Raw genomic sequence first — 25,599 nt, forward strand, 5'->3', positions numbered from 1 at the left:
TGGACTTGGGGTGCGCCGCACAGCGAAGCACCAGTCCCGAGAGGGTGTCAACGGGTTGATCTTGGATTGATGGAAGGTGACCGGGTCGCCAACCGGTGAATTATCTGCGGCATTAGCGAACTTTTCGACCCCAAACCGCTCGCTGTCCGGCAAGACAGGCACTGACCGCGTTTCACCTGCGGTGATGCCGTCGAATGGTGAGGGTCGGACCCCCATGTGCGAGGGTCGGCAGCCCTCGTCCCGCTCTTGCGGGAAATCCTGCCGGAATTCGCAATTTTCCGTCAAACCCATTGGGTCCGGCCGGATTCGATGGGGCCATTCGACGAGTCCATGCCCCAGGAGTGCCTGTGCGAACCGGGTCAGGGCAACGTCCGCCTGCACCTGACCAAGCCGCAACCAGTGCCCGGTCCAAGCCGAGTGGATACTCGGCTTGGACCGGGCACGCGAGGTCCGGCCGCTGTCCGTCCACGCCCGACGTCACCAGGGGGCCGCCCCAGGGCATTTCCGCGATCGCGGTCGGTGCCGCCCGCGCCGCCCGGCGAGGCCGAAACCGCCGCGGGGAGAACCCCGTGCACGAGGTCCGGCCGTGCGTCGTCCTGAGGTCAGGTCAGTTCATCGGGCACGGGGACGCCGAGGTGGGCGAGAAGCGCACCGACCTTGCGGTCCAGCTCGCGCCCCACTTCAGTGATCTCCGGCCGGCCGAGCGCGCTCACCGTGTCGCTGGGTCGGTCGATCGCGAACACCGCCTCGCCCGAGGGGGATTCGTGGATCGTGATGCGCAGGGGCGCGTACATCAGGGCCCCGGCGTCGTGCCGGTACATGCGCTCCGCGATGGTGTGATTGCCCATCAGGTATTCGGTGCAGCGGGCCCGATCGCCGGCCACGCCGAACAGCGGCTGGGCGTCGAACTTCCAGTAGATCATGAACCCCAGTGGAGCGCCCTCGTCCGCGAGGCGGCGCACGGCGCTCCACGGCGCCCGCTCGGTGACCAACTCGAAGGTGCGCCGGTAGTCGAGCGGAGGGACGGCCTGCTCGAAGCGGGCGACGAACTGCTTGTAGTTCGTTCCGACCGGGATCTCCAGTCGCGTGACGGAACGGGGGAGTGCGCGGATCGTGGGGTGCGTCGTCGTGGTGTTGTGGGCCATGACCTGCTCCCTTCTGGCTTGCCTTACGGCAGCCAGTCTAGGACGCACTCCAGGCTTTCGCAACAAAAGCCAGCATTTCGGGCATCTGGGGACCGTTCACGGGATCACGGGGTCGCGGCGGCGCCCAGGACCTGGGCCAGGTCGCTCTGCCAGGGCCTGATCCAAGCGGTCTCGGAGCGCGGCACCCGCTTCCGGCAGCGCGGGCAGCGGCGGCCGGGTTCGAACGACTCCCCGCAGGTGCTGTGCACGAGACGCATCGGCCGCGTCGGTGACGCGGACTCGCTGTGGGCGTTCCCCCACACCATCATCGCGTGCAGGACGGGGAGCAGGTCCTCACCCGCCTGCGTCAGCCGGTACTCGTCACGGGTCCGGCCACCGCCTTCGGGCCGGTAGGGGGCTCGCGTGAGCAGCCCGGACTCGACGAGCTGCCGCAGACGGCTGGACAGGACGTTGTCCGCGATGTCCAACTCGGCCTTGAACTCGTCGAAGCGGGTCATCCCGACGGTGGCGTTGCGCATGATCAACAACGCCCACCGGTCGCCCAGGATGTCGGCAGTCCGTCCGATCGGACAGGGGCCGTCGGCGGTTCCGCGACGGGGTCCCGGCATGTCGCACCTCCAGACTTGCTCAACGCAAGCCTACGACTTCTGCCGCGGGTCGCGAGGCCGCCGTCCCCACCGATGTGACCGTGGAGGCCGTGGTGGCGGAGGTGGCCGGGCAGGCGCTGAGCCGGTGTGCAGGTTCCATGGCGCCACCCACGCCCGCCCCGCACCCCCGGAGGTCGATGTGAGGGGGTGCGGGGCGGAGAAGAGGGAGGCCGGTGACCAGCCGACGCCGTGGCAGCCTTGCGATGGGCCCCCGCTTCGGCGTCGGAATTCGTTCCCCGGTTCTCAGAGGGCGGGGTGCAGGTCGCGCACCGGACTCAGCGTCTCCAGCAGCGAGGCGATGTGCAGGATCGTCGACTCCGAGTGCCAGTCGGCCGCCAACTGCACGCCGATCGGCATACCGTCGCTGTTCGTGCCGAACCGCATCGACAGGGCCGGCAGTCCCGTCAGATTGAAGGGGACGGTCGTCGACGACACGTGGAAGGCGTCCACCGTCCGGCCGTCGAGGGTGAACTGCCCGAGCTGGTGCTCGTGCGCGGGGATCGTCGTCACCGGGAGCAGCAGGACGTCGTACCGCTGGAAGTACTCCGCGAAACCGTCCCGGAGACGCTCGATGCCCTGTTCGGCGCGGACGTAGTCCTCCACGGACGTGTCGGGCATGCCGGCCAAGGTCTTGGAGTAGGTGAACATCTGGTCCTCGTGACCCGCGGTGACCTGCCGGAAGGCCGGCTTCACCTCCATGACGTTCATCTTGGTCCAGAGTTCGAGGGGGTTGTCCCGCTCGAGAGCGGGGATCTCCACCGCGTCGACCTGGACCCCCGCTGTCCGCAGGGCGTCCGCGGCCGCCCGCACAGTCGCGGCGACCTCCGCGTCGGTCGGACCGAGTCCCGAGTCGACCAGCCAGCCCACGCGCACATGACGGTCCGGCGAGGTGCCCAGGCCGGCGTCGAACTCGCGCGGGGCGGTGGAGTAGCCGTCGGCGCCGTCAGGCCCGGCCGGCAACGCATACGCGAGTGCGAGGTCGCGGACGCTGCGGGCCATGGGACCGACCGCGAGGATCGGGCGAGTTGGCGCCCTGAAACGCGGCGCGGGCCCTTCACGAGCGCGACCGCGCGCCTCGATGAACGACCGAGACATCGGCGGATAACGTTCTCCCTGTCACGACCCTCTTCCGGGGGCGTGCGCGGGGCCGGGGCGTGCGCGGGGCCGGGGCGCGCGACACCCCCGTCCCCACCTCACCCCCCGTCCAGGGCGTGTATCGAAAGTTGATCTTCGATGTGAGCGGAGTCCGTTGCGGGGGTGGCGCCCGGCGGCCGCCTTTCCGACACTGGTGACGTACGGGCGACGGGGGGCACAGACATGGCGACGCGCACAGAACCGGCGCGGGCACCGCTACCGGAGCGGCGGCCGGAGCTGGACGCGATCCGGATGCTGGTCGTGATCGGGCTGGTCTTCTTCCACTCGGCGCTCGTATTCGCCGCCGACGACGACTTCTACGTCAAGAACGCCGAGACCACCGAAGCCATCATGATCATCGCCGGGTTCGGGGTCGTCTGGGCCATGCCGCTGCTGTTCCTCATCTCCGGCCTCGGTGCCTGGCACTCGCTTCAGCGCCGCGGCGCGGGCGGCTTCGCCGGCGAGCGGCTGCTGCGGCTCGGCGTTCCGCTGGTCTTCGCGACCCTCGCGCTGAACCCGCTGCCGCAGTGGCTGCGGCTGCGCTCGGCCGACGCCGATTACCACGAGTCGTACCTCGGCTTCCTGCCCCGCTTCTACGACGTGCACCTGGAGCCCGATGAGTTCCCCTTCGTCGTCCAGGGCGAGCACTTCGAGACCGGCCATCTTTGGTTCGTCGTGCTCCTCCTGGCGTTCTCCCTCATGCTGGTGCCGTTCCACCTGTGGTTGCCGCGCGAGCGCGTCCGCCGCATCGGCGACCGGGTGGCGGAGGCGACCCTGCACCGGCGGGGCCTCGTGTTCCTGCCGGCCCTCGCCTTCGCGGCGATCTGTGCCTTCGCACGGCTGGAGGAGGACTACGCGGGCTGGCACCGCTGGTCGTACCTGCTGTTCTTCGTCGCCGGCTTCGCGCTCGCCACCGACGACCGCTTCCGCACCGTGATGCGGCGCGACGCCGGGACCGCAGCCTGGCTCGGCGCCCTGCTGTTCGCGGTAGCCGGCCCCGGCTTTGCCCTGGCCGACGAGCCCTTCACGGAGATGACCGCCCTGGCCATCGCCTCGCGGGCGCTGTTCGGTGCGGCCGGATGGTGCCTGGTGGTCGCCATCCCAGGCCTCCTCGACCGTCGGCGGCTGGAGCAACCGCGTGCGGCGCCGAACCCGACCCCGACGACGCGTCGGCGCCTCTATGGCTATCTCGCCGCAGCCGTGCTGCCGCTGTACGTCCTGCACCAGCCGATCGTGGTCGCCGTCGCATACTTCGTGATCGGCTGGTCTGCGCCGATCCTCGTTGAGTACGCCGTGCTCGTGGTGATCGCCCTCATCCTCACCCTCACCGCGTACGAGCTACTGGTCCGCCGCACGCGGGCAACCCGCTTCCTGTTCGGGATGCGACCCTAGAAGAGTCATGAAGATCTTGGGTTCTGGTCCCGCCGTGTGAGCGGTGGGACCAGACTCGGTTTCGTGGTGATGGGGGAATGGGCCGGGGAGTCGGTCGGGCCGGATGTGTGGGAGACCTGCCGGGAGTTGATTCCGGCGGGAAGTGTGTTCGCGTTCCTGGCCGAGCATCGCGGAGCGCTGTTCCCGGCGGAGATGTTCGCGGACATGTATCCCTCGGCGAACGGACGGCCGTCCATGCCGCCGCAGATCCTGGCCGCGGCGATCACGGTGCAGGCCCTGCACGGGCTGTCGGACTTCGAGACGGTCCAGGAACTGCGCTGTGATCTGCGGTGGAAGGCCGCTTGCGGGCTCGGTCTGCACGATGCGGCCTTCGATCCGTCGCTGCTGGCCTACTTCCGCCGCCGTCTGGCGCGCTCGGTGCGGCCGAACCGGGTCTTCGAGGCCGTGCGCGAGGTGGTGAAAGCCACCGGGGTCCTTCAGGGCAAGCACCGGCGAGCACTGGACTCCACCGTGCTGGACGACGCGGTCGCCACCCAGGACACCGTCACCCAGCTCATCGCCGCGATCCGCGCGGTGATCCGCGAGGTTCCCGGCGCCGACCAGGCCGCAGCGGTGCAGTGCACCGCGCACGACTACACCGACCCGGGCAAACCACGGATCGCCTGGAACGATCAGCAGGCCCGCGCTGATCTCGTGGACGCCCTGGTCGGTGACGCGCTCAGACTGCTGGGGCATCTACCCGAGCGGGAACTGGGCGAGAAAGCCGCCAACGCCGTTGGCATCCTGGCCCTTGTCTCCGGGCAGGACGTCGAACCCGCCCAGGACTCCGACGGACGCGACGGACGCTGGCGCATCACCCAAGGGACCGCACCAGGCCGGGTGGTCTCCACCGTCGACCCGCAGTCCCGGCACGTGCACAAGACCCGCACCCACCAGCAGGACGGGTACAAAGCCCACCTCGCGATCGAGCCCGAGACCGGGTTATACACCGCCGTCACCCTCACGCCCGGCGCCGGCCCCGAGCACCACGAAGCCACCGTCGGCGTGGACCTGCTCGCCGAAGAAGACGGACCGGTGGACGCCTTCGGTGACACCGCCTACTCCACCGGCCAGGCCCGCCAGACCCTGGAACAAGCAGGTCACCGTCTGTTCCTCAAACCCGCCCCCCTCCGAGCGGCGGTCCTTGGCGGCTTCACCCTCGACGACTTCGCCATCGACACCACCCACGGCACGGTGACCTGCCCCGCCGGACACACCGTCCCCCTGTCCGACCCCGGCGGCCGGCACCAGCAGCGCAAGGCCGCCTTCAAGGACCGGTGCACCGACTGCCCACTGCGTCAGCGATGCACCAACGCTAAGGCCGGCCGCACCCTGACCATCCGCCCCCACCACGACCTGCAGACCGCCGCCCGCCACCAGGCCGCCACCGACCCCACATGGCAGGCCGACTACCGCCGCTGGCGACCACCGGTCGAACGCGCCGTCGCCTGGCTCGTCCAGCACGGCAACCGCCGCCTGCGCTACCGCGGCACCATCGCCAACAACACCTGGCTCCACACCCGAGCCGCCGCTCTCAACCTCCGCCGACTCATCAACCTCGGACTCACCCACACAGACGGAACCTGGACACTCAGCCCGGCCACCGCATAGACCGAGGACCCGTCCAGCCCACAACCAGACAGCCCCTCACCAAGATCTTCATGAGTCTTCTAGGCCGTGTCGAATGTGCCGGTCACAGCCACTCGTCGTTGGCTCGACCCGGCGGCTGCCGTGCGGCGCGGCGACCGTGTCGGTCGCACCCGTGGGCGAGGGGCGTGACGGACGCTGCAGCCCGACAGGGATCGGCGAGCAACCGGACTCAGTCCGTGGACGACTGGCCCTCGACAGGCAGGGACCGCTTGCCCAGGTTCCGCCAGGCTATGGCGCCCAGAATCGGCATCAAGGCCATGATCACGAGCCAGCCCGTCTTGGGCAGCATTCGAACGCGCGCTGCGGGGGTTCTGACGCAGTCGACCACGGCATAGACGTACAGTGCCGCGACTATCAGGTAAATCGCGCATTCCAGCACTGGCGTCATGGGGTTACCCCGAGTGCCGTCGCGGTGATGACCGGAGCCGGTCCGGCGACCACCCCTCCGCCATGCCTCACAGTCGTGTTCACGATGCAGCCCTTTCTGTGATCGTCACGAGTGGATCGGTGCGCTGCCTGGCGACTTCGTTGTCCCTTGGCCCATACGGTCAAGAGCTGCGCAGAGCCGGCCCGGCGGCGCGAACCGCACTCTCATCTGCTGTCGCTTCGTCAGGTGGACGAGACAGCCCCCGCCAACGTGACGGGCGTGGCGGGACTTGGTGACGAAGGCGGGCTTGCGCGACCCCCCGCGTGTCGGACGACTGGCGCTTCGGCGCCGGCACCCGCACCCGCACCTCTTGGTCCTTCCGCTCCGGTGCCGCCGCCGACACAACGCTGCTGCCGCTGCCCCAGGTCGACTACGTCATACCGGTCGGCGGCCGCGACGCGGGCGGAGCGCAGCGCACGCACGACCTGGGACTGAACGTCCGGATGCAGGACGGCATGGGGGCGCCGCGCGGCGTGCGGCTGACAGTCGAGACCTCCTAGGACGACGGGAAGACCTGGACCACGGTCCGCACGGCCCCCAAGGGCAGTGGCTTCACCGCCACCGTGCAGCGGCCTGCCAAGGTGCACGGCAACGCGTATGTGACGCTGCGCGTGACCGCGAAGGACGCGGTCGGCAACTCCGTCCGCCGGACGATCGACCGCGCTTACCTGCACAGCGGCGCGCGGCGACAGGGACTGCAACGCCGACCAGTGCCTCTTGAAGTCGCGGCGGGTGCCGGGGAACGCGAGCCCCGGCACCCGCACCCCGCCAGAAGCGCACGCGGCCCCAAGGGACATCGACCACGCGACAGACGTTCCAGGCCGCCCTTGAGGCGCCTACCGGCGGTTCCTCGCCGCGGCGGTGGCGCGGTAGGGGGCCAGGAAAGCGGTGAGCGCCGCCAGCAGTTCCCGCGGGGCCTCCTCGGCGACCCAGTGGCCGCTGCCCGGGACGACCAGGGACCGCACGTCGTCGGCCGCGAGCTTCATGGTGGTCGTCACTCCCTCTCCGACGCTTTGCGCTCCACCGATGGCGAGGACGGGCATGGTCAGGTGTCGCTTCACGCGGTCGGCGTTCTGAGTGAACGTGGTGTCGAGGTCGCGGTACCAGCCGAAGCTTCCGCCCAGCGCGTGGCGGTGCGCGGTGAGGGATTCGATGTAGTACCGGACGGCGTAGTCGGGCAGCTTTCGCGCGGCCTTGGTGTCGAGCTGCCAGCCGAAGTAGACGTCCTCTCGGCCTGCGACCAGGAGCTCGTTGACGTCGTCGAGCCGGTTGAAGGGGAAGTGCCAGAGCATGTTGTTGGCCTGGGCGGGGCCGAGCAGAGGCGGGGAGGGCGTCACACCGGGAATGACGGCTTCCGCGACGGCGAGACGGTCGACGCGGTGAGGGTGGTCCGCCGCGAGCGCGTAGCCGATCGGCATGCCGGTGTCATGGCCGACGACCGCGAAGCGTTCGTGGCCTAGGGTGTCCATCAGCGCGGCGAGATCGTTCGCGAGGGTGGCGGTGTCGTAACCGTCGCGGGGCTTGTCGGTCAGCCCGATGCCGCGCTGGTCCACGGCGATGACCGTGTGGTTCCGCGCCAGCATCGGCATGACCATGCGCCAGGCGTACCAGTTCTGCGGCCAGCCGTGTATCAGGAGCAGGGGCGGCCCGTCGCCGCCGACGACGGCGTGCTGACGTATGCCACCGGCCTGGATGAGCCGGCTGGTGAACGTCCGACGAAACCCTTCGGGGAGCCCGGGAACACCGGACACAGAGCCGAAGCCCTTCGGGGTCCGCCGCGGAGCGGCCGTAGCGGCGGTAGCGGGCAGAGCGGAGACACCGGTGAGCGCGAGACCGGCAGTGACGGCTGCCGCGCCGCCGACGAAGGCGCGCCGGGAAACCTGGCGCGGCGGCTGGGCCGAGTGCGATGAAGGCATGGCGGCACCGTCCTGGCGGGGAGGTTCGATAGGGGAGGGGTTCACACTCGGTTCCTTTTGCCATGGTGATCAAGGGGCGCCGGCGGGGCAAGGCGCCCGGCGACGGGGTGCGGCGGCCAGTGCCCGATGGCGTGGCGTTGTGCCTGTACGAACGGCCTTGCGTCCCTGCATGCGGCAGGCAGGCACACACGAGGAACAGATAAGAGCATATGCTCCTATTTCTGGAAGGGCAATGCGGTGTGATCCGGGTCATTCCGGAGGAGTGGTCTGGATCTACGCCGGCGCTGATGGTGGACCTTGCTCATCAAGAGTGGTCGCTCGTGCAGCGCACGGGAAGCCTGTGTCGTTGCGGAAGGAGTCGCGATACCTCGGCGCGACATACGGCAAGGCGATTGCCCCGCTCGGTCTCCGGGGGACGCAGCCTGGCACTTCACCGCAGAACACCGCCGGCCATGACGAGCCGGGCCTGACCGCGACCGACCAGTGAGGGCCGGCCGCGGTCAGGCTTTCGCCGATTGACCCTTTCGAAGGTGACCGGGCCCCGACGCGGCAGTGTTGTCCAGGACGACGGCCGGCTTCCGGAGCTACTGGCGGACGTTGATGGCCTGGACCGCCGCGGATTGAGCGACGGCCAGCGGGGAGGCGACGTTGGCCGACAGCGATTCGTTGCGGGCCTTCACGTGCGCAGACTTCAGCGACTTGTTGGTGAACCTGAAGTAGCCGAAGTCCTCGCCTCGACCGCCGTACCCTCCGCGGCCGTATCCTCCACCGCCGTGTCCTCCGCGGCCGTAGCTTCCACCGCCGTATCCTCCATGGCCGTACCCTCCATGGCCGTAGCCACCACGGCCGTAGTCTCCGCGGTCATAGCCGCGGCCACCGCAGCCGTCGTCCCAGCCACACCCCGAACAGTTCGCGGGGGTGGCCAGCGCCGCACCTGCCATGGGAACCCCCATGGCCGATACCGCCAGTGCCACCGTAGCCGCGGCTCGAGCAAGACCTTTCACTGCATTCCTCCCTTGGGGACGGGAATTTCCTGATGCGAGATCGAAGCTAGCCGATAGCCACTCGGAAGTCATTCACGCTTTGCCGTGAAGGTCCGCCGAACGGGGCATCGTCGAGAAATCTGTTACGGACCCCGGGAGGCGTCAATCTTGGCATTCTCCCAGCTCAGGGCCGTTCCAGCCCTACTCTGCGAGATTTTCCGGGTTCTGCGTCGGTACACCTTGGAGTGAATCCGGAACGGACTCCCGACGTCGATGAAGCATTACGGGGCAGGATAAGATTAATTTATTCAAGCGAATCAAAATTGACAAAGACTGCGTCACTTCGGATTCCCTTTGCGGGGCATTTGGGTATGCAATCGCGGCGTGAGCGGCGAGAATCAAAAAAATTGGGGAACTTGAAATCCGGGGCGATGTCGCATCCGAACTCCCCGGTGTTCGCCTGCGGCCGCAGCGTCGGCATGGGATGGGGCCGCGCTCGGTGGCACGGCCGGCTTGGGGAGCGCCGACGGTGCCCTCCACCAGCTGCTGCGGTCGCTCAACCGCTCTGTGCCGCCTGGACGGCGTGGCGCAGCATGTCCTTGAACGAGACGCCGGCAGGATCATCGCCGAGCGCGACGTGCATCGACTCGGCCTCGGACCGGTTCGACCAACGGTTGACGTCCTCCCCGTCCTGAAGGACAGGGATTCCTGGCTCACGTGGGCTGGGGACCAGCGGTCCACCAGCGCTTACGCGATCAGCACCAGCCGGGTTGAGACCAGCCCGGACCAGCATCACGCGCGCGGAGTCCGTGGCCGCGACGCACCACCGCGAGGAGCGGGCGTCGCACCGTCGACGGCGGCACGTCCGGCCGACCTCATCGGCCGGACGTTTTGCGCTGAGTGTTGACCGGTCGATACATCCGATGTTCACTTCCTCTGACGCGGCCATGCCGACGCCGTGGTGTACCCGCACGCCGCACCTCCGTTTGTCTCAGGCGCTTCGAGAACCAACAGTCTCATGCGCCCTGTTCTGATCTTTCGGCTATACGTCCCGATCGGTGCACCGCTTCTCCGTGCCCTCGTACGGCGTGGGGAATCGAGTGCGCCGAGGAAGCCGTCCGGTCGAGTCATCCGATCAATCGGGCTCGACATTGACCGGACGCGCTCCAGCCCCACGCTGTCCGGCACCGGCCGTCACCCCCACGACCAGCAGGGAGGGCATTCGATGAGACTGCGCAGACTCGTGCGAGCCGTACTCGCAGCCGTCTGCATCATGACCGCGACCGCCGTCGGCCTCTCGGCCCCGGCCGCCGCGGCACCCACGGACGCCGCGTTCGACTCCGCCACCGGAGCCCTGAACGTGGACCGCGCCGCCTACCTCTCCAAGCACGACCTCGTCTACAACCGGCCCACCACCAACCCCCTGCACGGGCTGACCGTCGGCAACGGCCGTACGGGTGCCATGGCCTGGCAGAACAACGGGCTGACCATGCAGGTCTCCGGCGTGGACACCTCGCAGCAGACGGCCTTCGGCGCGGGACTGCTCAACCTGTCCACGACCCCGGCGCTCGAGAGCGGCTACAGCACCTACCAGCAACGCCTGTCGCTCTACGACGGCACCCTCACCACCACGTACGACGCCAACCGCACGGTGACGGTGATGGGCGTGCCGAACTCCGAGGTCATGGGCGTGCACGTCGAGGACGCGCGCTCCGGGGTCTCCGCGGTCACCCTCGACCTCGGCCTGTGGGACGTCTCCCAGCTGGGCAACAGCGGTGACGTGCCCGACCTCAACACCTGGAAGACGGTCTCGACGTACGCCGACTCCACGGGCGCCGGAATCAGCCGCGGCCAGACCGACCCGCAGAACTTCGGCTACACCCTGGCGGCCACGGTGGAGGGAGCGGCCTACAGCGCACGCGTCGTCGACGGCCGGAACGTCCGGCTGTCGATCACCCCTTCGCGCAGCTACACCGTCTGGTTCACCGCGAGCACCCGGCTCAACGCGCCCTCCCACGACTCGGTGGCCGAGGCCAAACGCGCGCTCGCATCGGCCAAGAGCCGCGGCTACAGCGCGACGCTCGGCGACTTCCGGTCCTGGTGGCACGACTTCTGGGGCAAGTCGTTCGTGCAGTACTCGGGGCTGTCCGGGGACGCGGACTACCTGGAGAACATCTACTACCTCAGCACGTACATGATCGCCTCCGGGGGATACGGGACCAATCCGTTCCACCTCATCAACGGCGTGTTCCGGGCCACCCGCGACCAGACCAAATGGAGCAACGCCTACTGGTTCTGGAACCAGCGCGACGTCTACAACTCCTTCCTGGCCTCCGACCACGTCGACCTTCTGGCCGGCTTCAACCGCCTCTACAGCCGCAACGCGACGGCGCTGAAGGCCTACACCCGGACCCGCTACAACGTCGACGGGCTGTGGGTGCCGGAGACCATGGGCTGGGACGGCAACGCCCGCGGCACCGTCAACAGCGACTTCACCGACAACATCTGGTCGACGGGCACCGAGGCCGCGTACAACATGTATCTCCAGTACGCGTACACCAACGACTCCGCCTACCTGCGGAACACCGCCTACCCCTTCATGCGGGACGTGGTGAAGTTCTACGCCGCGAAGCTGTCCTACGACTCCGCGTCCGGCAAATACCACGTGGCGAGTTCGCACGCGCACGAGACGTACTGGAACGTCCCGAACGCCATCACCGACCTCGCGGCGGTGCGCACCCTGTTCCCCCTGGCGATCCGCGCGTCCCAGTCCCTGGGCCTGGACGCCGACCTGCGGCCGCAGTGGCAGCGGATCGTGGACAGCCTGATCGCCTATCCGTCCACCGCGGACGTCTACCTCCCGCACACCCCGCCGCTCGCGCAGACCCGCAACGGGGAGAACGTGGCGGCCGAGATCATCTGGCCCTACGACCGGACCGGCATCGGCTTCCCGGACCAGCAGAAGGCCGTCAACACCTTCAACGCGCGACCCTTCCCGTACGGCAACGTCTGGGCCAACGACGCCGTGCAGGCGGCCCGGCTGGGGCTGGGCGACCAGGCGTACCAGGGCATGAAGACGATGCTCCGCAAGTACCAGACCTATCCCAACGGCATGACCGACAACACCAACGGCGTCTTCGAATACCTCGGCGTGCACCTCGCCGCCCTCAACGAGTCGCTGCTCCAGTCCTACAACGACAAGATCCGGGTCTTCCCCGCGGCGCCGAGCGACTCCTCCTTCACGGGACGGTTCACCCTGCTGGCCAAGGGCGGCTTCACGGTCAGTTCGGAGCGCGAGGCCGGCGAGGTGAAGTACGTCGGCATCAAGAGCCTGTACGGCAACACGACGCGGGTCGTGAACCCGTGGGGGAGCCAGCAGCTGAGGGTCCGCGACGTCACCGGTGGCGCGACCGTACTCACCACCGGCGCGGCCGAGTTCGACCTCCCCACGGTCGCCGGAAGGGTGTACGTGGTGGAACGCACCGCCAAGCCGCTGTCCTCCTACACCCCCGTACGGCTCACCGGTTCCGCGAACCAGGGGGAGAAGTCCCTGAGCGGCACCACCTCCACCCTGGGCATGGCGCGGACCCCCAACCCCATGGTCAACAACAGCCAGTTGACCTACGACAGCAACTGGCACGCGACGAGCGGGCGCGGCTACGGCGACTACAACGACGACACCCACCACAGCACGACGGTCAACGCCGCGGCCCAGTACACCTTCACCGGCACGGGAATCGCCTACATCTCCGAACGCAACGGCGACATGGGACCGGTCGACGTCTATCTCGACGGCGCCTTCCAAGCGACGGTGGACCTGCGGGTCTCCGGCGCACGGCAGGTGCAGCAGACCGTCTGGCAACGCAGCGGACTGACCCAGGGAACGCACACCATCCGCATCGTCAACCGCAGTACCTCGGTGGGGATGGTGGACGCCCTGCGCATCACACCGTAGGGCGTCCGTGGACCCGGGGCGGGACGTGCCCCCGGTCGGGTTCCATGGGCTGGGCCGATGCCCGGCCGAGCCCATGGAACCGCACGGCCCTCACGCTGTGAGGCGCTCGCCGACCCTGTCCGTGGACCTCACGGAACCCAGGGTCATGCGGGACTGTCCGACCGGAGTGCCGGCTCTGACCGGGGACGCGGCGGGACGGCACCCGGAACGCTCCGGATCACCCGGCGCACCGGCCGGACCGGACGAGCACCACGTCGTCGCTCCATGCCCTGGATCCACTGGCAAGGTCACCACCGCCGACCCGCGCCCCCGGAAATCTTTGACGAAATGTTGCCGGACACCGGCAGCGCGGAAAGGCCCGCCGTGCATGCATGCTGCAGTGTGGCGACAGAAACGGCGGCATCGGTGGCGGCAAGCACAACCGGCAACGTGGCGCGTGCACGGATGGGAGCGGGTCTCGCGGTCGCGGTCCTTCTGCTGCCCCTCGGCGGCTACGGACTGGCCCGGACCGGTGCAGTCCCCGAAAGCACACCGCTCTATCTCGGCCTGCTGTCCGGGCTCCTCGGCTTCGGCCTGCTCACGTCATTGGGCGAGGAGCGAGCCCCGTTCCGACACACGTCGTCGCGCCTGACCGCACACACCCTGACAGGCGAGCGGTCCGTCGACCTGAACCGGATCGCCACCGTTCGACTGCTGACGACCCTTTCGTACGGCAGGACGTACCGCACCCTGGTGGTGCGTGACGTGAACGGTGTCCGCCTGGGTGTCACGACCGATACGGCCCGCGAAGGAGGTCAGAGCCAGCGCGCCGAGGAGCACGCCGACGAGGGCCGGCAGCGCGGCCGCGCTCGCCCAGACCCGCTCGGGGGTAAGGCCGTAGGAGCTGGTGGCGGCCTGCTGGGCAAGGCGTGCGCGGAAGCCGGCGCGCCGACGAGTCCCGCTCGCGGACGAGCGGCCCGCTACCACGTCCGCAGTCCGCAGCAGCCGAGTGCGTCAACGGCGGCAGCGCGAAGTGACCGAGAACCCCGACTCTCCGGTGAGGACACACGGCAACGGCCGCCATTCGATCCCGCATGTAATGGCAGTGCCAATTATGTAATTCCTGTGCCTTGGCGCCGGAGTCGGCGTCGGGAAGCGCTGCGCGAAACGGCAGACTTCCACGGTATGTTCACAACCCACGGGAATTCCACCGGCGGCACCGAGTTCTTTTGATTCCGTCCGGCGCTCTCTGCTAGCGTCACCGATCGTCCTCAGGTCGATTGCGAGCGAACGCCGGACGTTGTTCGGCGTCGACAGACGGCAGGCACACCTCCGTAGAGATTCCGGAGCGCCGCGCAGAACGGCTCATGCCGTGTCAGTCAGCTTGCCCACAGGGCTACATGACCGTCTCAGACACACTCGGGAATAATTGATGACGACAGAGAGAACCCCTCGCCGGCGGCATGCCGAGCGGCGTCGGCCGCTGCTGCTCGCGGCCGCGGCACTCGCGGTGGCCGGCGCGGTGGCGGTACCGGTGGTGGCACAGGCGACGAGTGAGAGGTCCCCCGACACATCGACGCGGCAGGCCGACTTTGCCGCCGCGGCCGCGGAGTTCGACGTACCGGAGCAGGTGCTGCTGGCCGTGGCCTACCAGCAGTCGGCATGGGACGCGCATGCCGGGCGGCACAGCACGGATGGCGGCTTCGGGCCGATGCATCTCACGGACGTGACACCGTCGATGCTCTCCGCCGGCGACGCGGGCATGGCCGGACGGGCGGAGGTGGCCACGCTGGCCGCGGACCCGGCGCTGCACACGCTCCAGGCAGCGGCCAAGCTCACCGGCCTGTCCGCGAAGGAACTGCGCACCGACGCGACGGCCAACATCCGCGGCGGCGCCGCCCTGCTGGCGTCGTATCAGGAGTCGACCGGCGGCAAGGCCTCGCCGGATCCGGACGACTGGTACGGCGCGGTGGCCCGCTACAGCCAGTCCACCCAACGGCAGGGCGCCCGAGCGTTCGCCGACCGGGTCTACGCCACGCTGAAGAAGGGCGTGAAGCGCACGACCGCCGACGGACAGCGCATGGCGCTGGCGCCCGCGACGGGAGTGAGGCCGGCCACCGGCCAGCTGGACCGACTGCGCCTGGCCTCGGCGGCGACGACCGGCACCGAGTGCCCCACCACCGTGGACTGCACCTTCGTGCCGGCCGCCCCGTCCAACGGCCAGGTCTCCGACCGTCCGGCCAACGGGATCCGGATCGACTCGATCGTCATTCACGACACCGAGTCCTCGTACGAGTCGGCGATCGCCACGTTCCAGACCGCGGGCGGCAGTTCCGCGCACTACGTGATGCGGTCCGCCGACGGCGCGGTCACGCAGATGGTCCCCACGAAGGACCTGGCGTTCCACGCGGGCAACTACTCCACCAACATGCACTCCATCGGCATCGAGCACGAGGGCTACGCCGCACACGGGGCGACCTGGTACACCGAGGCCCAGTACGAGGCGACCGCGGAGCTGGTGAAGTACCTGGCCGAGCGCTTCGACATCCCGCTCGACCGGCAGCACATCATCGGGCACGACAACGTCGTCGGACCGACGTCGGCGACGGTGTCGGGCATGCACTGGGACCCGGGACCGTCCTGGGACTGGGAGCACTTCATGGCCCTGGTCGGCGCCCCGCTGACCGGCAGGCACGGTGTCGGCGGGGTCGGCAGCGTCGTGACCATCGCCCCCGGCTTCGCCGGCAACCGGCGGACCGTCCAGGTCTGCCCGTCCGACGACCCGACCGGCGCCACCCCTGCCTGCGCGGACGTCGAGCAGCCCGCCAACTTCGTCCACCTGCGTACCGCGCCGAGCGCCACCGCGCCCCTGTTCGGGGACCAGGCGATCCACTCCGGTGGCGACGGCACCGACCGGATCAACGACTGGGGCAGCACCGCCCAGGCCGGCCAGCAGTTCGTGGTCGCCGGCAAGCGGGGCGCCTGGACCGCGATCTGGTTCAGCGGCAGCAAGGTGTGGTTCCACAACCCGAAGGGCCGGAACACCGTCCCCGCCCACGGCGTGACCATCGTCAGGAGCGGCAGGACCACCGACGTCCCGCCGGTGAAGGTGTACGGCTCCAGCTACCCGGATGCCGCGGAGTACCCGGCCGGCTACGGCGCCTCCACGCAGGCACCGCTGAGCGTGTACGGCATCCCGTCCGGTCAGGCCTACGTCGCCACCGCGGCGCCGGCCCTGACCGACGACTACTTCAAGGCCGACGGCAGGGTCGTCTTCGGCGCCAAGAGGATGTACACGATCCAGTACAACCACCGGACCGCGCTGGTCTACGAGGGCGACGTCACCGCCCAGCTCCCGGCCAACCCTCCCGGCCACAGCTGACGCACCACGAGACAGAACCGTGTGGTGGTGTCCGGGGCATCCGCGCCCCGGACACCACCACACGCGCTTCAGGTGCGTTCAGCAGTGCCCTGACCGGCCGTCCCGGTGGGTGGAATTCGTGACCGGTGCGAGCGGCAAGTTGTTGAAATCCGAACTAGTTGTTAGGCTGCAGTCGCAGTGGACCACGGCACCAGAGTGGTAGCGCCCGTGGCGAGTACGGATCAATCGGTAAGGCAGCGGTCACTCGACACCTCCGGTGGAGGCTCTCGAAGTGATCGTGTGGGGGATCAGGTGGAAGACCAGCGATCGGCGGGTTCCGCGAACTCCACGCCGAGTTCCGACAGCACCATCACCTACCGGGCCGGTATGCGCCTGACCGCCGAGCAGGCGGAATCCTCCGAGCGGCATTTCCGTCACCAGGAACACAACCCGTTCGGGGAGAGCGGCCCCTTCTCGCACCTCACGCGCCTTGCCGTTCCGCACGCCGCTGCGGCACGCGGATTCCGCTTCAACGCACACGGCCAGCTCATCGACGGACTGCTGTCCGCCCAGGTCTACGTCGACTCACTGACCGGGGTCTCCGGGAAGAACCTGCCTCAGGATCCGATTGTCGCGGACGTGGTGACCTCGGGCTGGATCGAGTTCCGGGCGGGCAAGGAGACGTACGACGTCAAGCCGGGGCAGATCTGCATTCGCGACACGAAGGCCTCGTGGCAATTCTCCTGCGCGCCGGCCACGAACGTGCACGTCATCGCCGTCCCGCGCCACCTGGTGCTATCGCACGTCCGATCGGGAAAGCAGTTCGGCAGGTCATGCGTGTCGGACATCGCCGCACCCGAGGTCCGGTTCCTCCTCAACTACCTCGAAGCGGTGAAGAGCAGCAGCCGGGAACTGGAGACATCGGTCACGGCACGGCAGATGGCGCGTGACGCCTGCGCGAGCCTGCTTTCGAGCATCTTCTCGGACCGTCCCGGTTCGACGCTCGACGACGACCCCGGAGCCATCGTGACGGCCGCCAAGTACGCCATCGAACAGCATCTTGAAAGCGCGGACCTGTCTCCGGCGATGGTCGCCCGGCACGTGGGAGTGTCTCTTCGGACGCTCCACCGGAGTTTCTCGGCCGGGGACGACTCCGTCATGGCGTTCGTGCGCAGTCGTCGCCTGCAGAGGGCCCACGACGAGCTCGTGGACCCGGACTCCGCGGCGGGGATCGCCGGGATCGCGGCGCGCTGGGGCTTCTCGGACACGAGCCACTTCATCCGGCGCTTCAAGTCGGCGTACGGCGCCACGCCCGCCGTATACGTGAGGGATCGCAGAGCCGCCGACGGCGCGAACGGCCAGAACCGCGACGTCCGGTAGCCGGTGTCGTCGGGCGGCGCCAGGGCTCCGCCCGGGGTCTCCACGCGCCCGGTCGGGAAACGGCCGTGTCCCCCCGCCTCTGTGGCCGGACCGCCTGCTTGAGGCTCAGCCGAACGCGCGGCGGGGAATTCGATAGCGCCAACCGCCCGTTCCTACCCGCGACGTGGCAGGCTCGTATAGAAGGGGGGTGCCAGAATGTATTGGCCCTGGCGCGGATTTACTTCGATGAATTGTGAAGCTTGACGCGGCCAAGTTCCCAATGTCCTGGGACCGTAACTGCTCACCAATGGCGCAGTCACGGAGGTCCTTTTTGGTGGCGTCGCGTCCGCATCCTTTGTCAGAGTTGCGGTTGTGACGGGGGAGGTTCCCTTGAACCACATGGAAAGAAGGCTATTGATGAAGGTCTCGACCGGCGCTCGCGTCGTACCCGTACTCGTTCTGGCTGTGGCAGCGCTGACCGCCTGCGGCCCGGAGACGGACAAGGCCGGCCCCTCGGGTTCTTCTCCGGTGGCGACCGCCTCGGACGCGTCGTCTTCGCGCGGTGATTCGTCGGCCGCCTCCCAGGGGCGAGCGGGCGGAGGGGAGGGGGCTGACGAGGGGGCGTCGCGTGACCGTTCAGGCGCGCAGGACACGGATTCCGGCACGGGTCGCGACGGCGGGCCGCAGCGGTGCACCTCCGGAAGCCTGCGGGTCTCCGTGGAGAACCAGGAAACCGGCGCCGGCACAACGCACTTCGAGCTGGCCTTCCGGAACACGGGCACCGCGCCGTGCACCCTGACCGGCTTCCCCGGAGTGTCCTTTCGCGGCCGCGACGGCGCTGAGATCGGCAATTCCGCCGACCGCGTCGAGACCACGCGCGCCACGACGGTGACCTTGATCCCCAATTCCCGCGCTGTCGCCGACGCGCAGGTCCTGAACGGGCAGGCAGGACTCTCCGATTCCGACTGCCGGTTGAAGAGCGTTTCGTTCCTGGGTGTCTTCCCGCCGGACTCGAGGGACCAGATCGATGTGCCGTGGAAGGCCTCGGAGTGCAGTGTCCGCGGGGCGCACGGACTGAAGGTCGGACCGGTTCACCCCGTCCGCTGACCCGGCACGGAATGTGACGGTGGCGGGTGCCGGGGCCTGGCCCCGGCACCCGCCATGCCGGAAACCCGTGATGCGCGAGGCCGCACATCTCGCGCGCGCCACTGGCTCAGGTTCCGCCCGCGTGCGGTGATCCGCGATGCGAGGACGCCTGTTCCCGCCCCGGCTCACCGCCCGGCAGTCGCAAGGTGAACAGCGATCCCTCGCCGTAGGTGCTCTCGGCGGTGACGGAGCCGCCGTGGGCGTGCGCGAGGTTGCGGACGATGGCGAGGCCGAGGCCGCTGCCGCCCGTGCCGCGGTTGCGGGACTTCTCGGCACGCCAGAAGCGGTCGAAGACCCGGGGCAGGTCCTCGGGCCGGATGCCGCCGCCCGTGTCGGCGACGGCGATGACCACCGCGTCGTCCTCCCGGCGTGCCGCGACCGTGACCGTGCCGCCGGGCGGGGTGTGGCGGACGGCGTTGGACACGAGGTTCGACACGGCCTGACGGAGGCGTACCGGGTCGGCGGCGATGCTGCCGAGGCCGTCGGCGGCGACGCCGACGGAGAGGGCGACACCGGCGTGGTCGGCGCGCCCGCCGTGGGCGGTGGTGACCTGCCGGATGAGTTCGTCCACGTCGCACGGCACCTTGTGCAGGCGCAGCGCCCCGGCGTCGGCGGCGGCGAGGTCCTGGAGGTCGTCGACGATGTGCTGGAGGAGGAGCGCCTCTTCGAGCAGTGAGCCGACGAGCGCGCGGTCGGCCGGGACGACACCGTCGTCGGCGGCCTCCAGCCAGCCGCGGATGTTGCTCAGCGGGGTGCGGAGCTCGTGGGCGATGTCGCCCACCATCTCGGTGCGCAGCCGCTCCAGCATGGCGCGCTCCTGGGACATCTCGTTGAACACCTCGGCGAGGCGCCCGATCTCGTCCTTGCCCGTCACCTGGACGCGCGCGGCGACGTCCCCCGCCTTCACGCGCTGGGCGGCCGCCGTGAGGGCGCGCAGTGGCCTGACCAGCTGCAGGCCCAGGCCTACGGTGACCACGACGGTGAGCAGGAGCACGCCCGCGACGACCCCCACCATGCGGAGGCGGTTGGGCGCCGAGAGGTCGAACGGGGACGTGGCGGCGGCGTTCTCCGGGGAGCCGATGAACAGCAGCGCGGCCGGGGCGACGTACGGGGCGAGTTGCTCGCGGCGGGCGCTGTCCAGGCACGAGGCGACGAGCCCCTCGTCCACCGGCTCGCGGCTTCTCGACGCGGGCGTCCACGTCAGGTCCAGCGCGAGCTGTACCGGTCCGCCGCCCCGCCGGCTGAGGCACGCGTCGACCAGGGCGCCGAGCCGGGCGAGAGCACGGGACTCGGTGCGGGTGGGCCGGTCCAGCACGTCCTCGGCGCAGCGGGTGCCGCTGTAGCCCGGCGTAATCACCCGGGGCCGTCCGCCGGGTGCCGTGACGGCGCTGGCGTCGATGCCGATGTCGCGCAGGCAGGTGACGTGGCGCTGCGCGAGTGCGGTCAGCCGTGTCCGTTCCGCCTGTGTCAGACGGAAGGGGCCGGCGGCGCGGGAGTCGATGCGGTCGCCTCCTCGGGACCCGGCGAGGGCGGCGTCGACGGCGAGCGGGTCGACGGTCGCCGAGGCCCGGTCCGGCAGCGGGGTGCGGTGGCCGGAGTCGGCGGAGTCGGCGATGGGCCGGCGGTCCCGGGTGGTGAGGACGACGCGGTGCCCGGTCTCGCGGGCGAGGCGGTCCACGAGCGGCCGCACACCCTGCCAGTCGGCGTGCGTGGCGGCCCGGCCGAGGAGGGCTTCGTAGATCCGGGCGTCGTCGGAGATGGCCTGGCCCTGCTCCTGGCGGATCGCCCGGGTGGTCGTACGGACCGCGAGCCAGGCGGTGGCCGCGATGGAGCAGACGGAGACCAGCACCGACAGCGCGAGCAGCCGCACCACCAGGCTGCTGTGGAAACGGCGGCTCATGCGGTGTCGGACAGGACGTAGCCGACGCCGTACACGGTGAGCAGCCGCACGGGACGGGCGGGATCGGGTTCGATCTTCCGGCGCAGGTTCATGACGTGGGTGTCCACCGTCCGCACGGTGAAGTAGCGGCCCGTGCCGTGGAGCTGCCCGAGGATCTGCTCGCGGGTGAAGACCCGGCCCGGCTGGGCGGCGAGCGTCTCCAGCAGCCGGAACTCCCCGGGGGTGCATTCCACACTGGTGCCGTCGCAGATGACCTCGTGCCGGGAGGGGTCGACGCTCAGTCCGCCGACGGTGAGCGTCGGATCGGTTTCCGGGGCGGGCGGAGCGGAGGGCCGGGCGCGGCGCAGCAGGGTACGCACCCGGGCGGTCAGCTCCCGCGGGCTGTACGGCTTCGACATGTAGTCGTCGGCGCCGAGGTCCAGGCCGAGCAGGAGGTCGTCCTCGGTGCAGCGGGCGGTGAGCATCAGCACCGGCAGGTCGGACTCGCGGCGCAGGATGCGGCAGACGTCGAGCCCGTCGACCTTCGGCATCATCACGTCCAGTACGAGCAGGTGCGGCGGGTCGCGGCGCAGCTCCTCCAGGGCGGCGCGTCCGTCGTGGACGACGGTGACCGAGTGCCCTTCGTGCTCGAGATACACCCGCAGCAGCTGCGCCTGCTTCTCGTCGTCCTCCGCCACCAGTATGTGTGCGCTCATGGCCGGGAGTATAAGTACGCCAAGTGTCGTATTTGTGATGTCGGGTCTCCGGCCGCGCGGGACCACCGGATGCCCATCGCTTCCTGACAGGTTTCCGACATTCACCGGCCACGATCAGGCGGCATGACCCACCCACACCTTCCTCACCGCGCACTCGGTGCGGCCGCCGCGGTCGTCTGCGCCGTCCTGCTCGCCGGATGCGGCGGCTCGGCCGGGGGCACCGGCGCGGCGTCCGGCACGCAGTCCGGCACGCAGTCCGGGGAACAGGACGTCGCCTCGGTGGCGACCGGCACCCCCTCGGCGGCGCCGCAGTCGTCGTCCGGGACGCCCGCCGCCGACAGCGAGCAGGGCCGCCCGCAGCTGCGCCTGGACAGCTCCGACGCCGAGCGCGACCGCTACTGGAACGCCTACGCCACCTGCCTGAAGGACCACGGCCACAAGATGATCCTGGCCCGCGGCCCCTACTCCATCGACCAGCACGACAACAGCCCCACCGCCAAGGCCGCCGAGAAGACGTGCGCCGGAAAACTCCCCCTCCAGCCGCCCGAGTTGCGCCGCGACTCGAACCCGCACTACGACGACGACTACCGCGCCTACATCAAGTGCCTGAACTCCCACGGACTCAAGGTCGTCGCGCTGGCCGACAACTCCGGCTGGACCTACGACGGCCAGACCACGATGAGCGAGACCGAGCAGACCAAGGTCGACAAGAACTGCACGATGGAGGCCTTCGGTGGCAAGAAGCGCTGAGCACCGCCTCCCCAGGCGGCGCCGGCGCCGGTTCACCGTGGCCCTGGCCGTCCTCCTGACCGCCGGCGGTGCCGGCGGTGCCACCGCCGCGTGGAGCTCGCGGCAGGGCAGCCCGCAGACGGCGCCGGAACACCCGGTCAAGCTCGACACCGTCAAGGTCACCAGGACCGACCTGTCCACCGACAGGACCCTGCCCGGCACACTCGGCTACGGCCCGCTGCGCACCCTCAAGGGCACGGGCACCGGAGTGCTCACCCAACTGCCCTCGCCCGGTGCCAAGGCCGTACGGGGCAAACCCCTGTACCGGGTGAACGACCGGCCCGTCACCGTCTTCTTCGGCGACACCCCCTTCTTCAGGGCGCTGGACAGGCCGGGGCTGCGCGGGCGGGACGTCACGGTACTGGAGGACAACCTGCGGGCCCTCGGCTACGACACAGGGCACACCGCGAACCGCGCGCCCACGCGTACGGCGCCCGGCGGCACCGAGTTCACACCCGAGCTGAGCGCGGCCCTGAGGCGATGGCAGAGCGACACCGGCCAGGAGGCGACCGGGACCCTCACACCGGGCCGCGCCGTCGTCCTGCCCGGGCCGGTCAGGGTCAACACCGTCACCGCCACCCCCGGCGACCCGGTCGAAGGGGAGGTGCTGACGTACACCACCACCGCGAAGTCGGTGGCGCTGAGCGTGGACGCCTCCGGGGTCGGCGCCCTCCGCACGGGGCAGAGCGTCAGGATCACCCTGCCCGACAGCCGGGAGGTCCCCGGCACGGTCACCGCCGTCGCGCACGCCGTCCAGGGCGGTTCCGCCGACGACCAGAGCGGGCAGACGGGACCCCCCACGGTCGCCGTCACCGTCACGCCGCGGCACGCCGGCGACGTGAAGGGGCTGGACTCCGCCTCCGTCCAGGTCCGCTTCACCGCCACCGACCGCAAGGGCGTCCTCGCCGTCCCGGTCACCGCGCTTCTGGCCCTGAGCGAAGGCGGCTACGCGCTGCAGCGCCCCGACTCCTCCCTGGTCGCGGTGGAGACGGGGATGTTCGCCGACGGAATGGTGGAAGTGAGCGGGGCGGGCGTCAGCGAGGGCATGACGGTGGTGACCGCCTCGTGAACACCACCGGGCACCCGGCCCCCGCCCTCGCCGTGCACGAGGTGACCAAGACCTACGCGGGCGACGTCACCGCCCTGAACGGGGTGTCGCTCACCGTGGAGGAAGGGGAACTCCTCGCCATCCTGGGCCCCTCCGGCTCCGGGAAGTCCACCCTGCTGCACATCATGGGCACCCTCGACCGGCCGACCAGCGGAACCGTCGAGATCGCCGGCCACGCCGCCGCCGGACTGTCCGACCGGCGGCTGTCCGCACTGCGGGCGCGGCTGCTGGGCTTCGTCTTCCAGCACTTCCACCTCACCGACGGCCTCGACGCCACGGAGAACGTCGCGACCGGCCTGCTCTACGCGGGCGTGCCGCGACGGCAACGCCGCCCCCGCGCCGAAGAGGCGCTCGCCCGGGTCGGCCTGGCGCACCGCACCCGCCACCTGCCCCAGCAGCTGTCCGGCGGCGAACGGCAACGCGTCGCCATCGCCCGCGCGCTGGTCAACGAACCCGCGCTCGTCCTCGCCGACGAGCCGACCGGAGCCCTCGACAGCGCCAACGGGCGCGCCGTACTCGACCTGCTCACCGGACTGAACCAGGAAGGCACCACCATCGCGGTCATCACCCACGACCGGGACATCGCCGCCCGGCTGCCACGAAGGATCCAGCTGCGCGACGGCCGGATCGCCTCGGACAGCGCCAACCGCGCGGCCGCCTGGAGCCCGGCATGAACCGACCGATCAGACTCTCCCCCCTCGACGTCCTGCGGCTCGGACTGCTGGGCCTGCGCACCCGCAGGACCCGCGCCGCGCTGTCCGCACTGGGCATCGCGATCGGCATCGCCACACTGGTCGTCGTCACCGGCATCCCCGCCTCCAGCCAGCGGGCCCTCATGGACGAACTGTCCGCGCTCGGCACGAACATGCTCCGCGCACAGCCGCAACCCGACGCCGAACAGAAGGCCCTGCTCCCCGAGGCCGCCGACGCCATGGCGGCACGCATCGGCCCGGTCACCAGCGCCACGGCGGTGGCCAACACCCACTCCACCGTGCGGCGTTCCGACCTGGCCGACCCCAACGACTCGATCGGGCTCAGCGTGCTCGCCGCCAGGACCGACCTGCTGACCACGGTCGGCGGCACGGTCCGTTCCGGCCGGTTCCTCGACCGCGCCACCGAGCGCTTCCCGACGGCCGTCCTCGGCCCGCGCTCCGCGAAGCGACTCGGCATCGACCGCGTCGCCCCGGGACGGGAACCCCTGGTGACCATCGGCACGCACCACTTCACCGTGATCGGCATCCTCGGGCCGATGCCGCTCACACCCGACCTGGAGAGCTCCGTACTCGTCGGCTGGGACGCCGCACGCGACGTGCTCGACTTCGACGGTCACCCCACCGTGGTCTACGTCAAGGCACGGGAGTCGCGGATCGAGGCGGTACGCGACGTCCTGCCCGACACCGTCAACCCCGAACTGCCCGGACTCGTCCAGGTCAGCCGCCCCTCCGACGCCCTGGCCGCCAAGCGCGCCACCGAGCACACCTTCTCCGCCCTGTTCCTGGGCCTCGCCGGGGTGGCCCTGCTGGTCGGCGGCATCGGCGTGGCCAACACCATGTTCGTCTCCGTACTGGAACGACGCCGCGAGATCGGCCTGCGCCGGGCCCTCGGCGCCAACCGCCGGCAGATACGCGGCCAGTTCCTGACGGAATCCGTGATGCTGTCCGTCCTGGGCGGGCTGAGCGGCACCGTGCTCGGCGCGGCGGGCACGGCCGCCTACGCGCTCTCCCAGTCGTGGCCACCCGTCCTGCCACCCCTCGCGCTCGGGACCGGTCTGGCCGGCGCGATCGTCGTGGGCGCCGTCGCAGGCGTCTACCCGGCCCTGCGCGCCTCGCGGCTGCCCCCGACGGAGGCCCTGTCCGCGGTCTGACGCCGGCCCGGCGGTGCCGGGAGCCACCCCCGGACGAACCGGCGATCCGTCACTACGGGCGCGGGCTGGAATCTCCGTGCCTGCGGGTCGGAGGACGATGTCACGGAGCG

Annotated in this window: 19 protein-coding genes and 1 pseudogene; 12 read left to right on the plus strand and 8 right to left on the minus strand. The window is 69.9% G+C overall.

The window, feature by feature from the left end; genetic code table 11:
* Positions 1–602 precede the first annotated feature (602 nt).
* From OIE69_RS35805 to OIE69_RS35815, 3 genes are all read right to left on the minus strand, one after another.
* Positions 603–1,145 carry a hypothetical protein gene (locus OIE69_RS35805; RefSeq protein ID WP_326578806.1) on the minus strand — a complete coding sequence of 181 codons (543 nt, stop codon included), beginning with the start codon at positions 1,143–1,145 and terminating at the stop codon, positions 603–605.
* A gap of 104 nt (positions 1,146–1,249) precedes the next feature.
* Entirely contained in the window at positions 1,250–1,753 is a 504-nt protein-coding gene (locus OIE69_RS35810; RefSeq protein ID WP_326578807.1) for a winged helix-turn-helix transcriptional regulator, read from the minus strand.
* Positions 1,754–2,035: 282 nt separating this feature from the next.
* Positions 2,036–2,791 (minus strand): amidase family protein, encoded by a 756-nt coding sequence (locus OIE69_RS35815; RefSeq protein ID WP_326578808.1) that lies wholly within the window; start codon positions 2,789–2,791, stop codon positions 2,036–2,038.
* A 318-nt stretch (positions 2,792–3,109) separates the two neighbouring features.
* Between OIE69_RS35815 and OIE69_RS35820 the strand changes: the two genes are divergently transcribed.
* Together OIE69_RS35820 and OIE69_RS35825 are read left to right on the plus strand one after the other, a co-directional pair.
* Positions 3,110–4,318: an acyltransferase family protein gene (locus tag OIE69_RS35820; RefSeq protein WP_326578809.1), complete on the plus strand. Its 1,209-nt coding sequence runs from the start codon at positions 3,110–3,112 to the stop codon at positions 4,316–4,318.
* 69 nt (positions 4,319–4,387) lie between these two features.
* Complete coding sequence (locus OIE69_RS35825; protein WP_326581508.1) at positions 4,388–5,968, plus strand: IS1182 family transposase; 1,581 nt, start codon at positions 4,388–4,390, stop codon at positions 5,966–5,968.
* 208 nt (positions 5,969–6,176) lie between these two features.
* Here OIE69_RS35825 and OIE69_RS35830 read toward each other — a convergent pair whose 3' ends face one another.
* Positions 6,177–6,395, minus strand: coding sequence for a PLD nuclease N-terminal domain-containing protein (locus OIE69_RS35830; RefSeq protein ID WP_326578810.1), 219 nt, complete (start codon positions 6,393–6,395; stop codon positions 6,177–6,179).
* A 302-nt stretch (positions 6,396–6,697) separates the two neighbouring features.
* Here OIE69_RS35830 and OIE69_RS35835 point away from each other — a divergent pair, with 302 nt between their 5' ends.
* Entirely contained in the window at positions 6,698–6,934 is a 237-nt protein-coding gene (locus tag OIE69_RS35835; protein WP_326578811.1) for a hypothetical protein, read from the plus strand.
* 336 nt (positions 6,935–7,270) lie between these two features.
* On the opposite strand, the gene OIE69_RS35840 is transcribed toward OIE69_RS35835, so the two are convergent.
* Both OIE69_RS35840 and OIE69_RS44830 read right to left on the minus strand, forming a co-directional pair.
* On the minus strand, positions 7,271–8,350 hold the full coding sequence (locus OIE69_RS35840) for an alpha/beta fold hydrolase (protein WP_326578812.1): 1,080 nt from the start codon (positions 8,348–8,350) through the stop codon (positions 7,271–7,273).
* A 1,677-nt stretch (positions 8,351–10,027) separates the two neighbouring features.
* Positions 10,028–10,141 (minus strand): annotated as a pseudogene (locus tag OIE69_RS44830) (RNA-guided endonuclease TnpB family protein); the annotation flags it as partial.
* A 417-nt stretch (positions 10,142–10,558) separates the two neighbouring features.
* Here OIE69_RS44830 and OIE69_RS35845 point away from each other — a divergent pair.
* From OIE69_RS35845 to OIE69_RS35865, 5 genes are all read left to right on the plus strand, one after another.
* Positions 10,559–13,288 carry a glycosyl hydrolase family 95 catalytic domain-containing protein gene (locus tag OIE69_RS35845; RefSeq protein ID WP_326578813.1) on the plus strand — a complete coding sequence of 910 codons (2,730 nt, stop codon included), beginning with the start codon at positions 10,559–10,561 and terminating at the stop codon, positions 13,286–13,288.
* Positions 13,289–13,552: 264 nt separating this feature from the next.
* Positions 13,553–14,500, plus strand: coding sequence for a hypothetical protein (locus OIE69_RS35850; RefSeq protein ID WP_326578814.1), 948 nt, complete (start codon positions 13,553–13,555; stop codon positions 14,498–14,500).
* A gap of 199 nt (positions 14,501–14,699) precedes the next feature.
* A complete protein-coding gene (locus tag OIE69_RS35855; RefSeq protein WP_326578815.1) occupies positions 14,700–16,649 on the plus strand; it encodes an N-acetylmuramoyl-L-alanine amidase in 1,950 nt (649 codons plus the stop codon).
* A gap of 207 nt (positions 16,650–16,856) precedes the next feature.
* Positions 16,857–18,008, plus strand: coding sequence for a helix-turn-helix domain-containing protein (locus OIE69_RS35860; RefSeq protein WP_326578816.1), 1,152 nt, complete (start codon positions 16,857–16,859; stop codon positions 18,006–18,008).
* 396 nt (positions 18,009–18,404) lie between these two features.
* Positions 18,405–19,094, plus strand: coding sequence for a DUF4232 domain-containing protein (locus OIE69_RS35865; RefSeq protein WP_326578817.1), 690 nt, complete (start codon positions 18,405–18,407; stop codon positions 19,092–19,094).
* A gap of 106 nt (positions 19,095–19,200) precedes the next feature.
* Here OIE69_RS35865 and OIE69_RS35870 read toward each other — a convergent pair whose 3' ends face one another.
* On the minus strand, positions 19,201–21,033 hold the full coding sequence (locus OIE69_RS35870) for a sensor histidine kinase (protein WP_326578818.1): 1,833 nt from the start codon (positions 21,031–21,033) through the stop codon (positions 19,201–19,203).
* The gene (locus OIE69_RS35875) at positions 21,030–21,728 is read right to left on the minus strand and encodes a response regulator transcription factor (RefSeq protein ID WP_326578819.1); all 699 of its coding nucleotides are present in this window, start codon (positions 21,726–21,728) and stop codon (positions 21,030–21,032) included. The genes OIE69_RS35870 and OIE69_RS35875 overlap by 4 nt, the downstream gene beginning before the upstream one ends.
* A 123-nt stretch (positions 21,729–21,851) precedes the next feature.
* Here OIE69_RS35875 and OIE69_RS35880 point away from each other — a divergent pair, with 123 nt between their 5' ends.
* From OIE69_RS35880 to OIE69_RS35895, 4 genes are read left to right on the plus strand one after another with little or no spacing between them, the layout of a single operon-like run.
* Entirely contained in the window at positions 21,852–22,478 is a 627-nt protein-coding gene (locus OIE69_RS35880; protein ID WP_326578820.1) for a hypothetical protein, read from the plus strand.
* A complete protein-coding gene (locus tag OIE69_RS35885) occupies positions 22,462–23,586 on the plus strand; it encodes an efflux RND transporter periplasmic adaptor subunit (RefSeq protein ID WP_326578821.1) in 1,125 nt (374 codons plus the stop codon). Before OIE69_RS35880 ends, OIE69_RS35885 begins: the two co-directional genes overlap by 17 nt.
* Positions 23,583–24,299 carry an ABC transporter ATP-binding protein gene (locus tag OIE69_RS35890; protein ID WP_326578822.1) on the plus strand — a complete coding sequence of 239 codons (717 nt, stop codon included), beginning with the start codon at positions 23,583–23,585 and terminating at the stop codon, positions 24,297–24,299. Before OIE69_RS35885 ends, OIE69_RS35890 begins: the two co-directional genes overlap by 4 nt.
* Positions 24,296–25,489 (plus strand): ABC transporter permease, encoded by a 1,194-nt coding sequence (locus OIE69_RS35895; RefSeq protein ID WP_326578823.1) that lies wholly within the window; start codon positions 24,296–24,298, stop codon positions 25,487–25,489. The genes OIE69_RS35890 and OIE69_RS35895 overlap by 4 nt, the downstream gene beginning before the upstream one ends.
* Positions 25,490–25,599: the final 110 nt, after the last annotated feature.

It is taken from the genome of Actinacidiphila glaucinigra, assembly GCF_035918135.1.
In the GTDB taxonomy this organism is placed as follows: Bacteria; Actinomycetota; Actinomycetes; order Streptomycetales; family Streptomycetaceae; genus Actinacidiphila; species Actinacidiphila glaucinigra.